The sequence below is a fragment of the Polaromonas sp. Polasp52 genome, assembly GCF_059491565.1.
Window position 1 is genome coordinate 443848 of the sequence record NZ_CP168513.1, and the last position, 13215, is coordinate 457062.

General features: G+C 64.4%; 13 protein-coding genes and 1 tRNA gene. 4 read left to right on the top strand and 10 right to left on the bottom strand.

The genetic code is table 11. The features are described 5' to 3' along the window. Positions 1 to 19: 19 nt before the first annotated feature. The 9 genes from ACEN9P_RS02175 to ACEN9P_RS02215 form a co-directional block, all read right to left on the bottom strand. Positions 20 to 379, bottom strand: coding sequence for an NADH-quinone oxidoreductase subunit A (locus tag ACEN9P_RS02175; protein WP_007864471.1), 360 nt, complete (start codon positions 377 to 379; stop codon positions 20 to 22). Positions 380 to 478: 99 nt separating this feature from the next. Beyond that, positions 479 to 563 (bottom strand) — tRNA-Leu (locus tag ACEN9P_RS02180). A gap of 116 nt (positions 564 to 679) precedes the next feature. Next, positions 680 to 1099, bottom strand: coding sequence for a preprotein translocase subunit SecG (gene secG, locus ACEN9P_RS02185; RefSeq protein WP_495620950.1), 420 nt, complete (start codon positions 1097 to 1099; stop codon positions 680 to 682). A 33-nt stretch (positions 1100 to 1132) separates the two neighbouring features. Next, positions 1133 to 1861: a triose-phosphate isomerase gene (gene tpiA, locus ACEN9P_RS02190; protein ID WP_495622124.1), complete on the bottom strand. Its 729-nt coding sequence runs from the start codon at positions 1859 to 1861 to the stop codon at positions 1133 to 1135. 37 nt (positions 1862 to 1898) lie between these two features. Then, positions 1899 to 2885, bottom strand: a complete 987-nt coding sequence (locus ACEN9P_RS02195; protein WP_495620951.1) for an NAD(P)H-quinone oxidoreductase — start codon at positions 2883 to 2885, stop codon at positions 1899 to 1901. A 76-nt stretch (positions 2886 to 2961) separates the two neighbouring features. Continuing rightward, entirely contained in the window at positions 2962 to 5079 is a 2118-nt protein-coding gene (gene pnp, locus ACEN9P_RS02200) for a polyribonucleotide nucleotidyltransferase (RefSeq protein ID WP_007864483.1), read from the bottom strand. 220 nt (positions 5080 to 5299) lie between these two features. Beyond that, positions 5300 to 5566, bottom strand: a complete 267-nt coding sequence (gene rpsO, locus ACEN9P_RS02205; protein ID WP_007864491.1) for a 30S ribosomal protein S15 — start codon at positions 5564 to 5566, stop codon at positions 5300 to 5302. A 162-nt stretch (positions 5567 to 5728) separates the two neighbouring features. Further along, positions 5729 to 6919 carry a pyridoxal phosphate-dependent aminotransferase gene (locus ACEN9P_RS02210; protein ID WP_495622125.1) on the bottom strand — a complete coding sequence of 397 codons (1191 nt, stop codon included), beginning with the start codon at positions 6917 to 6919 and terminating at the stop codon, positions 5729 to 5731. Between the two features lie 58 nt (positions 6920 to 6977). Continuing rightward, entirely contained in the window at positions 6978 to 8255 is a 1278-nt protein-coding gene (locus tag ACEN9P_RS02215; RefSeq protein ID WP_477662548.1) for a branched-chain amino acid ABC transporter substrate-binding protein, read from the bottom strand. A gap of 141 nt (positions 8256 to 8396) precedes the next feature. Between ACEN9P_RS02215 and ACEN9P_RS02220 the strand changes: the two genes are divergently transcribed. After that, positions 8397 to 8798, top strand: coding sequence for an Hsp20/alpha crystallin family protein (locus ACEN9P_RS02220; RefSeq protein WP_495620952.1), 402 nt, complete (start codon positions 8397 to 8399; stop codon positions 8796 to 8798). A gap of 16 nt (positions 8799 to 8814) precedes the next feature. On the opposite strand, the gene tsaD is transcribed toward ACEN9P_RS02220, so the two are convergent. Continuing rightward, positions 8815 to 9858, bottom strand: coding sequence for a tRNA (adenosine(37)-N6)-threonylcarbamoyltransferase complex transferase subunit TsaD (tsaD, locus tag ACEN9P_RS02225; protein WP_495620953.1), 1044 nt, complete (start codon positions 9856 to 9858; stop codon positions 8815 to 8817). Between the two features lie 86 nt (positions 9859 to 9944). Here tsaD and ACEN9P_RS02230 point away from each other — a divergent pair, with 86 nt between their 5' ends. From ACEN9P_RS02230 to ntrB, 3 genes are all read left to right on the top strand, one after another. After that, positions 9945 to 10577, top strand: a complete 633-nt coding sequence (locus ACEN9P_RS02230) for an ANTAR domain-containing response regulator (RefSeq protein ID WP_074577098.1) — start codon at positions 9945 to 9947, stop codon at positions 10575 to 10577. 364 nt (positions 10578 to 10941) lie between these two features. Then, positions 10942 to 12186 (top strand): CmpA/NrtA family ABC transporter substrate-binding protein, encoded by a 1245-nt coding sequence (locus tag ACEN9P_RS02235; RefSeq protein WP_477662551.1) that lies wholly within the window; start codon positions 10942 to 10944, stop codon positions 12184 to 12186. 60 nt (positions 12187 to 12246) lie between these two features. Next, complete coding sequence (ntrB, locus tag ACEN9P_RS02240; RefSeq protein ID WP_495620954.1) at positions 12247 to 13212, top strand: nitrate ABC transporter permease; 966 nt, start codon at positions 12247 to 12249, stop codon at positions 13210 to 13212. Positions 13213 to 13215: the final 3 nt, after the last annotated feature.

Below are 13215 nucleotides of genomic sequence, written 5' to 3' on the forward strand. Positions count from 1 at the left end.
CCTCGGGATTTCTATCTTCTTATTCCCAGTCCAGCGCACCTTTTTTCCACTCGTAGACAAAGCCCACGACCAGAATGCCCAGGAAGATCATGACCGACCAGAAACCGACGGGGCCGATTTCCTTGAGCGCCACGGCCCAGGGAAAGAGGAAGGCGATTTCGAGGTCAAACAGAATGAAGAGGATGGCGACCAGGTAGTAGCGCACATCGAATTTCATGCGGGCATCTTCGAAAGCCTCGAAGCCGCATTCGTAAGGGGAATTTTTTTCGCTGTCGGGGCGCACGGGGCCCAACAAACGCCCCAGGACCTGGGGCACCACGCCGACACCCACACCAACCAGAATGAACAGGAGAACAGGGAGGTATTGATCGAGGTTCATCGTGGATTCAACTTCTGAAAAGCCACCTGTGCGGTTTGTTTCAGCTTGCCGTTTGAGCCGACAGCACCGCCGGAGCGCTGCTGCCGATGCTTGTCAATCTGGTGCGGACGGCGAGACTCGAACTCGCACACCTTTCGGCACTACCCCCTCAAGATAGCGTGTCTACCAATTTCACCACGTCCGCGGTATTTAACTGACTGGATGGCATGAGGAAACCTTGCGGTTTTGGGCTTTCCAGACAGTCTCAGAGTTTACCCTGAAATACCGCCTCTCCCGACGAGAGGCGGCAGCAAAATCACGTTATTTCGTCGGGATTTGCGCGGCGCCCGATGCGGCGGGCGCAGGCGGCGCGGGAACCGCGGCGCTGCCGCTCGCGGGTGCCGTGGTCGCGGGGGTTTGGCCCGCGCCGGAAGCCGCGCCGGCAGGCGCCGGCGCCGTCACAGGAGCGCCTTCGAGAACGCTGGAACCGCTGCGCGGCAGCGAGCTGCCGCCGAAGTAAGCAAGCAGCAAGGTGCATGCAAAAAACAGCGCAGCAAGAATGCCCGTGGTGCGCGACAGGAAGTTGGCGCTGCCGCTGGCGCCGAACAGGCTGCCCGAGCCGCCGCTGCCGAACGCCGCGCCCATGTCGGCGCCCTTGCCGTGCTGCACCAGGATCAGGCCAATCATGCCGAGCGCCGAGAGCATCTGCACAGCGAGGACAATGGTTACTACAACGTTCATATCTACTCCTAAATTAATAGCGTTCTGCGCTCGTTACTTGCGGGCTGCAGCAATAATGGTCAAGAAATCAGGGGCTTTGAGCGAAGCGCCGCCAATCAGGCCGCCGTCGATGTCGGGCTGGGCCAGCAGCGCTGCCGCATTGGCGGCGTTCATGCTGCCGCCATACAGGATTTTCACACGCGCGAACTGGTCAGTCGCCGCCTTCAGCTGGGCGCGCAACACCGCGTGCACAGCCTGGGCTTCTTCGGGCGATGCCGTCTTGCCGGTACCTATGGCCCACACGGGTTCATAGGCCACGACGATTTCGCTGATGCAGTGGCCGTTGGTGTGGATCACCGCGGCCAGCTGGCGCTTGACGACTTCTTCGGTGTGGCCGGCTTCGCGCTCGGCCAGGGTCTCACCCACGCAGACGATGGGCGTGATGCCCGATGCCAGCGCGGCTTTGGCCTTGTCGGCCACCAGCGCATCGCTTTCACCGTGGTACTGGCGGCGCTCCGAATGGCCGACGATGGCAAAACGGCAGCCGAAGTCCTTGAGCATGGCGGCGCTCACCTCGCCCGTGTAGGCACCCGAGGCCTGCGCCGAGACATCCTGCGCGCCGAGTTCGATGGCCGCGAGGCCGGCCTGCGCGGAACGCATGGCCTGCACCTGCCCCAGGTAGGGCGCGGGAACACAAACGGCGACCTCGCAGGCCGGCGCGCGGTCCAGGCCTTGCGCCAGCGTGTCCAGCAAGGCCGCATTGGCCGCCAGGCTGCCGTTCATCTTCCAGTTTCCTGCAATGAGTTTTTTCATCTTTGGCTTACCAGGTCAAAACAATTTTGCCGATATGCGAATTCGACTCCATCAGCGCATGGGCCCTGGCCGCGTCGGCTGCCGCAAAAGTGCTGTGGATCACCGGCTTGACGGCGCCGCGGGCCATCAGCGGCCAGACTTTTTCTTTCAGCGCTTTTGCGATCGCCGCCTTGAACTCGACGGAACGCGGGCGCAAGGTCGAGCCGGTGATGGTCAGTCGCTTGCGCAGCACCAGGCCGGCGTTGACCTCGGCCTTGACGCCGCCCTGCACCGCGATGATGGCGAGGCGGCCGTCCTCGGCCAGGCATTCGACTTCACGCGCGACATAGCTGCCCGCCACCATGTCGAGAATGACGTTGACGCCCTGCCCGTTCGTGAGCCGCTTCACCTCTTCGGCGAAGTCGCTGCTCTTGTAGTTGATGGCGTGGTCCGCTCCCAGGGCGACGCAGGCCGCGCACTTGTCGTCGCTGCCGGCCGTGACCAGCACCGTGGCGCCCAGGGCCTTGGCGATCTGGATGGCCGTCACACCTATGCCGCTGGAGCCGCCCTGGATCAGCAGGGTTTCACCGGGCTGCAGGCGGGCGCGCTCGAACACATTGCTCCAGACCGTGAAGAAGGTCTCGGGCAGCGAAGCCGCCTCGACGTCGCTGAAGCCCTCGGGCACCGGCAGGCATTGCCCGACGGGCGCGACGCACAGCTCGGCATAACCGCCGCCGGCGACCAGCGCGCAGACGCGGTCGCCGGGCTTCAGCCCGGCCGCGGCCATGGCCTTGGTGTCGCCGGAGACGATCACGCCGGCCACTTCGAGGCCCGGGATATCGGACGCGCCCGGCGGCACCGGGTAGTGGCCCATGCGCTGCAGTACGTCAGGGCGGTTCACGCCGCTGGCGTTCACGCGGATCACCACCTCGCCCGGGCCGTCGATGGGTGCCGGGCGCGCGCCCAGACGCAACACCTCGGGCCCGCCGTAGGAGGTAATTTCAACAGCTTTCATGGGGTATGCAATTCGTTTGCACCGCCGGCGCCCGGCATCCGGGCGCAAGCGGCGCAACAGCCATGGCCGGTGCGGATCAGCCCCGGTCCTGGTCCTGGGCAGGACGGTCCAGCAAGGCCTTCATCGACAGCTTGACGCGGCCTTTTTCGTCGGTCTCAAGAACCTTGACCTTGACGATCTGGCCTTCGCTCAGGTAGTCGGTGACCTTCTCGACGCGCTCGTGGGCGATCTGGCTGATGTGCAGCAGGCCGTCCTTGCCGGGCAGCAGGTTGATCAGCGCGCCGAAGTCCAGGATCTTGGTGACCGGGCCTTCGTAGACCTTGCCGATTTCGACTTCAGCGGTGATCTCGGCGATGCGGCGCTTGGCTTCATCGGCCTTGGCGCTGTCGTTCGAGGCGATGGTGATGGTGCCGTCTTCCTCGATGTTGATCTGCGTGCCGGTTTCTTCGGTCAGCGCGCGGATGACGGCGCCGCCCTTGCCGATCACGTCGCGGATCTTCTCGGGGTTGATCTTCATGACGTAGAGGCGGGGCGCGAAATCGGAGACCTCGGCCTTGGCCTCGCCCATGGCTTCCTGCATCTTGCCCAGGATGTGCATGCGGGCTTCCTTGGCCTGGGCCAGCGCGACCTGCATGATTTCCTTGGTGATGCCCTGGATCTTGATGTCCATCTGCAGCGCGGTGATGCCGAAGGTGGTGCCCGCGACCTTGAAGTCCATGTCGCCCAGGTGATCTTCGTCGCCCAGGATGTCGGTCAGCACGGCAAAACGGTTGTCTTCCTTGATCAGGCCCATGGCGATGCCGGCCACGTGGGCCTTCATCGGAACGCCCGCGTCCATCAGCGAGAGGCAGCCGCCGCAGACCGAAGCCATCGACGAGGAACCATTGGATTCGGTGATTTCAGACACCACACGCATGGTGTAGGGGAACTCTTCCTTGGTGGGCAGCACCGCGACCAGCGCGCGCTTGGCCAGGCGGCCGTGGCCGATTTCGCGGCGTTTCGGGCTGCCGACACGGCCGGTTTCGCCGGTGGCGAACGGAGGCATGTTGTAGTGCAGCATGAAGCGGTCTTCGTAGTCGCCGGACAGCGCGTCGATGCGCTGCGCGTCGCGTTCGGTGCCCAGCGTGGTCACGACCAGCGCCTGGGTTTCGCCGCGCGTGAACAGGGCCGAGCCGTGGGTGCGGGGCAGCACGCTGTTGCGGATTTCAATGGCGCGCACGGTGCGGGTGTCGCGGCCGTCGATGCGGGGCTCGCCGGCCAGGATCTGGCTGCGCACGATCTTGGCTTCGATGTCGAACAGCATGCCTTCCACGGCAACGCTGTCGAATTCCACGCCGTCGGCCTTCAGGGCAGCCATCACGTCGGAAGTCACCACGCGGCAGGCTTGCGTACGCGCCTGCTTGGCGCGGATCTGGTAGGCGGCCTGCAGCTTGGCGCCGGCGAGTTCATTGACCTTGGCGATCAGCGGCTCGTTCTTGGCGGGGGCTTGCCAGTCCCAGACCGGCTTGCCGGCGTCGCGCACGAGTTCGTGGATCGCGTTGATCGCGATATTGCCCTGCTCATGGCCGAACACCACGGCGCCGAGCATGATCTCTTCGGACAGCTGCTGGGCTTCGGACTCGACCATCAGCACGGCGGCTTCGGTGCCGGCCACGACGAGGTCCATCTTCGAATCCTTGAGCTGGGTCTTGCCGGGGTTCAGCACGTACTGGCCGTCGATGTAGGCCACGCGCGCGGCGCCGATGGGGCCGTTGAAGGGGATGCCGGAGATCGACAGGGCGGCGCTCGAGGCGATCAGCGCGGGGATGTCGCCTTCGACTTCAGGGTTCAGCGACAGCACGTGGATCACGACCTGCACTTCGTTGAAGAAGCCTTCGGGGAACAGCGGGCGGATGGGGCGGTCGATCAGGCGGGAGGTCAGCGTTTCGAATTCGCTGGGGCGGCCTTCGCGCTTGAAGAAGCTGCCGGGGATGCGGCCGGCGGCATAGGTTTTTTCGAGGTAATCGACGGTCAGGGGGAAGAAATCCTGGCCGGGCTTGGCATCGGACTTGGCGACCACGGTGGCCAGCACCACGGTGCCGTCCATGTCGACGACGACGGCGCCGCTGGACTGGCGGGCGATTTCGCCGGTTTCCATCGTGACCTTGTGCTGGCCCCATTGGAAGGACTTGGTGACTTTGTTGAAAATGCTCATGTTCTTATCTCCACTAAATTCACACGCTTGAGGCAGCGCGGGAGGCCCGGAGCGGCGGCTGGCTGAACACGATGCCATTCCACAAAATGCCTGGGCTCAGCGGCTTGCCCAGGGCTTTTTTTGTGGAATGACACAGCGCGTGCTCGTTTTGCCTTGCTCCGAAGTAAAAAGCGCCTGAGCTAGTGAACTAACTCAGGCGCTTTCAAATCGTTGTTACCGATTACTTGCGCAGGCCAAGCTTGGCGATCAGCGCGGTGTAACGGTCGGCGTCTTTGGACTTCAGGTAGTCCAGCAGCTTGCGGCGGCGGCTCACCATGCGCAGCAGGCCGCGGCGGCCGTGGTGATCCTTGGCGTTGGCCTTGAAATGGGGGGTCAGTTCGTTGATGCGGCCGGTCAGCAGCGCCACTTGAACTTCAGGGCTGCCGGTGTCGCCGGCGGCACGTGCGTTGGCCTGGACGATTTCGGCCTTGACGGATTTTGCAATCATGTTTTCTCTTTCTTGCACCGAGGTGCGCTTGCGAGCGAAGCAGCGTTCCCGACATGGGAGATGGATAAACCGCTTTCGTCGTGTTCCGGCATGAAAAAGGCCCCAAAAAGGCCTCAAACTGCGCAGAGCCTTGGATTATAGCCTGAAGACCGGGAACTGGTTCTAGAGCCAGCCCCTCAGCCGTTCCACCCCCTGCCCCAGCCTGGCCAGGTCCTGGCTGGCGAAACACCAGCGCAGCCAGCCCTGGGCCTCGGGCCCGGGCTTGACCATAAAGGCGTTGCCGGGCGCCAGGCCCAGGCCGGCCTCCACGACCAGGCGTTTGGCCGTTTCCAGCGAGTCGCCAAAGCGCGCGGGGTCTGCGGGGTCTTGCAGCCGGAAAAAGGCGTACATGCCCCCTTTGGCCGGGGCCAGCTGCACGCCGGGCACGGCCTGCAGCAGGGGCACCAGGGTGTCGCGGCAGGTTTTCAGGTGGGCCACCACCCGCGGCGTGATGTCGGCCGTGCGGTTTATGGCCGCCAGCCCGGCCCGCTGCACGAACACCGGCGCGCAGGAGGTGTTGAACTCCACCAGCTTGCCCATGTGCGGCGTCATCGTGGCCGGCATCACCAGCCAGCCCAGGCGCCAGCCTGTCATCAAAAAGCTCTTGGAAAAACTGTGGACCACCACCAGCAGGTCTTCGGGCGCCGCGATATCCAGGAAACTGGGAGCGCAGCCATTCGGGGTGGGCTCGTAATACAGCCGCTCATACACCTCGTCGGCCAGTATCCAGGTCCCGGTTTGGCGGCAATGCGCCAGGATGGCCTCCTGCTCGGCGCGCGCCAGGGTCCAGCCTGTGGGGTTGTTGGGTGCGTTGACGATCAGCAGCTTGGTTTGGGGCGTGATGGCGGCCAGCAGTTCGGCCAGGTCCAGCCGCCATTCACCCGCCACCGGCTTGAGGCTCACGCAGCGCACCTGCGCGCCCATGATGGCCGGCTGGGCCGTCAGGTTGGGCCAGACCGGCGTGACGGCAACCACTTCGTCGCCGGCATCCACCAGCGCCTGCACGGCCAGCATCAAGGCATTGACGCCGCCCGAGGTGACCGCAATGCGCTCCGCCGTGATGGGGGCGGCGCCCGGGCAGCGCAGGCCCGTGGCATAGCCGGCGATCGCCTCGCGCAGCTCGGGCAGGCCCAGGTTATGGGCATAAAAGGTCTCGCCCTGCTGCAGCGAAGCGGCGGCCGCGTCGCGGATAAAGGCCGGCGTGACCTCGTCGCTTTCGCCAAACCAGAACTTGAGCACGTCGCTGCGCCCCATGCCGGCATTGGCGACCTGGCGGATCATGGATTCTTCAAGGTTTAAAACAGCCTGTCTCAGGGTCATGGGAATGTTCGATCTGCCTGCCGGCGTTCGTCAAAAACAAAAGAATTGAAACTCAGGGCCGGACCATCTTGCAGCTGCTCGGCTGCTCGGCCCGTTCGGGCGAGATCGTCTTGATCACGCGAAAGCCGTAGCCCGAACCTTCCACGTCGAACTTCACGCCCGGCGAGCCCTGCTTGCCCATCAGCGCCACCAGCAGCGGCTGCTGGAACTGGTGGTCCTGCGCGCGCATGGCGCCCTGGTGGCCCGCGAAATTGACGGCACCGCGCTCGAGTTGCGCCGCCACCGCGCCGGCCTCGGCGCTGCCGGCCTTGTCCAGGCTTTGGGCCAGCGCCTCGACCATGAGCTGCATGCGCATGTGCACATAGTCGTCCTGCGGCTTCGGGAAACGCTGGCGGAAGGACTGGTAAAAAGCCTCGGACTGCGCGCCCGCCTCGTTGGGGAACCAGTCGGCCACGGCGACCACCTTGCCCACGCCGGCCTCACCCAGCGCGCCCGGCACGCCCAGCGCATTGCCGTAGAAGGTGTAGAACTTGCCCTCGTAGCCCACTTCCCTGGCCGCCTTGATCAGCAAGGTCAGGTCGTTGCCCCAGTTGCCCGTGAGCACTGCCTGCGCACCGCTGGCCTTGATCTTCGCGGCGTAGGGGATGAAATCCTTGACGCGGCCCAGCGCGTGCAACTCGTCGCCCACGATCTGCACGTCGGGACGCTGCGCACCCAGCTGCTTGCGGGCCTCGCGCAACACGGCCTGGCCGAAGCTGTAGTCCTGGCCTATCAGGTAAATGCTTTTGAGCGCCTTGTCGTCCTTGAGCACGTCCATGAGCGCGGCCATGCGCATGTCGGCGTGCGCATCGAAACGGAAATGCCAGTAGCTGCACTTTTCATTCGTCAGGATGGGATCGACCGCCGAGTAGTTCAGGAACAGCACGCGCTTTTTCGGTTCGCGCTCGTTGTGTTTGTTGATGGCGTCTATGAGCACTGCCGCGATGGCCGACGAATTGCCCTGCGCGATGATGGTCACGCCGTCGTCGATGGCCGAGCGCAGGGCCGCCAGCGCTTCTTCGTTCTGGCCCTTGCTGTCGTAGCGCTCGACCACCAGGTTGCGCGGCCCGCCGGCCAGCTTCACGCCGCCGCGTGCGTTGACCCGCTCGGTGGCCCAGACCAGGTTGCGGAACACCGCCTCGCCGGTGTTGGCGAAGGCGCCCGACAGGCTTTCAATCAGGGCAATACGAACAGGTGCAGCTACCGGCGGCTGGCCGGCCGTCTGCGCGCCGGCCCCCATGGAAGCGCAAAGACATAGGGCCGTGAAAAGGCGTTTCAAGTGTTGGCGCATAAAAAAAGAACTCCCTGTTTTTTGCTGGATCTGGCTTGAATAAACCGGCTGCACACCTAACTGGTGTGCATGCGGCAATCACGGTGAACGCCGCGCAGTGTAAGGGGAAACCGCCCCTTGTTAACCCTTCAAGGAACAGCCATGTTTTACTCTCTCGCCCATCGCCCCGCCCGCGCCTTTCATCGCCACTACGCGCCCGTCGTGAGCAACGGCGCCCTGGAAAAATTCCTCAACGACACCTTCTCCTCGCTCTCTGATGCCGGCGCCGCCAAGCCCGCCAGCGTGGAAGACCAGGAAAAAGCCTACACCCTGCAACTCGACGTCCCGGGTCTCGCCCGCGAGCACCTGGACATCGGCATCGAGGGTGACGTGGTCCGCGTGGCCAGCAAGGATGACGCACCCCGCAAGGTCAAAGCCGCCTGGCGCTTCCCGCTGGAAATCGACACCGCCAACAGCTCGGCCAAGCTCGAGAACGGCGTGCTGACCCTGACGCTGGGCAAGAAGATCCCGGTGAGCAACGTCACGCACCTCGATATTCAATAACCGGGTGGTCCAGGGTTCAGGCTGCTTCAGCCTGCAGCTCTGCCAGGTTCCAGCGCGGCTTTACGTCAAAGGTGTAGCCGCGCTGAAGCGTTTCCAGCCCCGCCTGCAGCCGCATGCCGGCCGCCAGCGCAATCATCGCGCCGTTGTCGGTGCACAAATGCAATTCGGGGTAATGCACGCGAATACCGCGTTGTTTGCACACGGCATTGAGCTGGCTGCGCAGCAGCGCATTGGCGCCCACACCGCCGGCCACCACCAGGCGCTTGAGCCCGGTTTGGGCCATCGCGGCCAGTGATTTTTTGACCAGCACCTCCACAATCGCCGCCTGCGTGGCAGCCGCGAGGTCGGCCTTGCGGCTTTCCAGGTCGGGCCCCAGTTTTTTGGCCTGCGTCAGCACCGCGGTCTTCAGCCCGGCGAATGAAAAATCGAGATCGCCGCTGTGCAGCAAGGGCCGCGGCAGCTTGAAAGCCGCGCCGTCGCCCCCCTCGGCCAGTTTCGACAGGTGCGGGCCGCCCGGATAAAGCAGGCCCATGAGCTTGGCCGACTTGTCGAAAGCCTCGCCGGCCGCATCGTCAATGGTTTCACCGAGCAGCTCGTAGCTGCCTACCCGGTCCACCCGCATCAGCTGGGTGTGGCCGCCCGACACCAGCAGCGCCACAAAAGGAAACTCGGGTGGGTCGGCGCTCAGGAAGGGCGAGAGCAAATGGCCTTCCAGATGGTGCACCCCCATGGCCGGCTTGCCCAGTGCCGCCGCCAGCGAGCAAGCCACCCCGGCCCCCACCAGAAGTGCGCCGGCCAATCCGGGACCGCGCGTGTAAGCCACCACATCCACTTGCGCCAGGCTGCTACCCGCCTCCGCCATCACCTGCTGCGTCAGGGGCAATACACGGCGTATGTGGTCGCGGCTGGCCAGCTCAGGCACCACGCCGCCATAGGCCTGGTGCATGGCGATCTGGCTGTACAGCGCATGCGACAGCAGGCGCGGCACGCCAGCGCCGCTGGCATCCACCAGCGCCACGCCGGTTTCATCACAACTCGATTCGATACCTAAGACTCTCATCTTCGAAGTGTAAGGTTTGGAGAGAACTCCCCACATCAGCAGGGCCGCAGAGCCGTCAGGGGCACGGTTCTTGCACGAAACCACGCATGACGCCGTCACAATCCCTGCGCCTGGTCATCATCGCACCGGACCTCCTGGAGTCCGCGTCCGCTGACGACCATGCGCGGGAGCTCGCCGAGCGCTCGCGCCAGCTGCGCATAGGACTGCTCGAAAACGGTTACAACATCGTCGCGGTGCTGCCGGCCGACACCTTTCTGGACGAGCGCCTGGCGCAGCTGCAGCCCGACATGATCATCGTGGACGCTGAAAGCGAGGCCCGCGACTCCCTGGAACATGTGGTGATGGCGACGCGGGACGCGCGGCGGCCCATCGTGCTGTTCACCAATGACAACGACACCAGCCACGTCAAGGACGCCGTCGCGGCCGGCGTATCGGCTTACGTGGTGGCCGGGCTCTCGCCAGACCGTATCCGCCCCATCCTGGACGTGGCCATGGCGCGCTTTGAGCATGAGCAAGGCCTGCGAAAAGAGCTGGCGCATGCCAAGACCGAGCTGCACGAGCGAAAAGTCATAGACCGGGCCAAAGGCATGCTGATGCAGCGCCAGGGGCTGTCCGAACAGGCCGCCTACGAAAAGCTGCGCAAGGCCGCCATGGACAAAGGCCTGCGCCTGGGCGAGGTGGCCCAGCGCATGCTGGACGCCCTGGACCTGCTGGGCTGATCCGCCCACCCTCAATTGGTGCAGCGCACAAATTAGGTGCGGACAACAAGCCCCACCGTTCTGGCGCCCCGCCCCGCGGCGACTCTTCAGGGCGCTCGACCTGGGGGCGCACAAAGGGGAGCTCCCCCGGCGTCCCCACTCTGTAGAACAAGGCTTTCGGCAACGCTAGGCGCCCCTGGCACAGCTTTTGCAATGCCCTAAGCACTGGCCAAGGATGGCCATACGGCACAGCACTTCAACGACGAAGTGTGTGGTGCCCCAAGGAACAAAGGCGTTCGCACCCTGCATCACGTTCAACGTGTTGCCCGGGTCGAGCGCCTTTTTTGTTTTTGTCTTTTGTTTTTACTTAGCTGGAGCCGCTCACATGACTGAACTGCTGAAATCTTCGCTGACACGCCGCACCGTGCTGCAGGCCGCGGCCGTGGGCGCCGTGGGCATCAACCCCGCCCTGCGCGCCGCCGTGTACGCCCAGGGATCGGACGCGCCGGAAAAAAAGGAAGTCAAGATCGGCTTCATTCCCCTGACCGATTGCGCCTCGGTGGTGATGGCCTCGGTGCTGGGCATAGACCAGAAGTATGGCGTCAAGATCATCCCGACCAAGGAAGCCAGCTGGGCCGGCGTGCGCGACAAGCTGGTCAACGGCGAACTGGACTTCGCCCACGTGCTCTATGGCCTGGTCTACGGCGTGCACATGGGCACGGCCGGCCCCAAGAAAGACATGGCCGTGCTGATGACGCTCAACAACAACGGCCAGGCCATCACGCTGTCCAAGAAGCTCGCCGACAAGGGCGCGGTGGACGGCCCCGGCCTGGCCAAGCTGATGGCCAGCGACAAACGCGAATACACCTTTGCCCAGACCTTTCCCACCGGCACGCACGCCATGTGGCTTTATTACTGGCTGGCTGCCAACGGCATCAATCCGATGAAGGACGCCAAGGTCATCACCGTGCCGCCGCCGCAAATGGTGGCCAATATGCGCGTGGGCAATATGGACGGCTACTGCGTGGGCGAGCCCTGGGGCCACCGCGCCATCATCGACGGCATTGGCGTGACCGCCGTGACCACCCAGGACATCTGGAAGGACCACCCCGAAAAGGTGCTGGGCACCACCGCGGAATTCGTGCAGAAATACCCCAACACGGCGCGCGCCGTGACCGCCGCCATCATCGAGGCCGGCAAGTGGATTGACGCCAGCCTCACCAACAAGAACAAGATGGCCGAAACCGTGGCCGACAAGAGCTACGTCAACACCAGCGTCGACGCGATCAACCAGCGCATCCTGGGCCGCTACCAGAACGGCATGGGCAAGACCTGGGACGACCCCAACTACATGAAGTTCTACAACGACGGCGCGGTGAATTTCCCCTACCTCTCCGACGGCATGTGGTTCCTCACGCAGCACAAGCGCTGGGGCCTGATCAAGGAGCACCCGGACTACCTGGGCATCGCCAAAAAGATCAACCAGATCGATGTCTACAAACAGGCCGCCACCGCCGCCAAGGCCAGCGTTCCCAAGGATGTCATGCGCAGCAGCAAGCTGATGGACGGCGCAGTCTGGGACGGCAAGGACCCGAAAAAGTACGCCGACAGCTTCAAGCTCCAGGCCTGAGCCCGCGCCCCGCCCCACCTCATCCACAGAACCTTCCACCCCACGCAAAGAGGTCACGCCATGGTCAGTGCCGTATTCCACAACCCGCTTGAGGCCGCGCCCGCGGCCCGCGGCGGCGACAAGCCCAAAGCCAGGGATGCCGGCCCTGCCCCATTGGCGGCTCCCCACAACATGACACACCCCACCACCACTCCCGCCGCGGCGCAGGCGGCCGCTCCCACCGCGCCGGCCCGCGCGCCCTGGGATGCCTCGTTTCTCTGGCTGGCCGTGCTGCCGCCGCTGCTGGGCCTGGGCCTGCTGGCGCTGGTCTGGGAGCTGGTGTTCATGGGCACGGGCGGCAGCATCCCGTCTCCCAAGGACACCCTCGCCCAGGCGGTGCAGATCTTCAGCGACCCGTTCTACAGCAAAGGCCCCAACGACCAGGGTGTGGGCTGGAACGTGCTGTCCTCGCTCAAGCGCGTGGCCATGGGCTTCGGCATGGCGGCCGTCGTCGGCATCCCCGTCGGCTTCATGATAGGCCGCTTCAATTTCCTGAGCCGCATGTTCAACCCGCTGATCAGCCTGCTGCGCCCGGTCTCGCCGCTGGCCTGGCTGCCGATAGGGCTGCTGGTCTTCAAGGGCGCCAACCCGGCCGCCATCTGGACCATCTTCATCTGCTCGATCTGGCCCATGATCATCAACACCGCCGTCGGCGTGCAGCGCGTGCCGCAGGACTACATGAACGTGGCGCGCGTGCTCAATCTCAGCGAATGGAAGATCGTCACCAAGATCCTCTTCCCCGCCGTGCTGCCCTACATGCTGACCGGCGTGCGCCTGGCCGTGGGCACCGCCTGGCTGGTGATCGTCGCGGCCGAGATGCTGACCGGCGGCGTCGGCATCGGCTTCTGGGTCTGGGACGAGTGGAACAACCTCAACGTCAAGAACATCATCATCGCGATCTTCGTGATCGGCATCGTCGGCCTGGTGCTGGAGTTCGCGCTGATCAAGCTGGCCACGGCCTTCACCTTCGAAGAAGTCAAGAACTAAGCC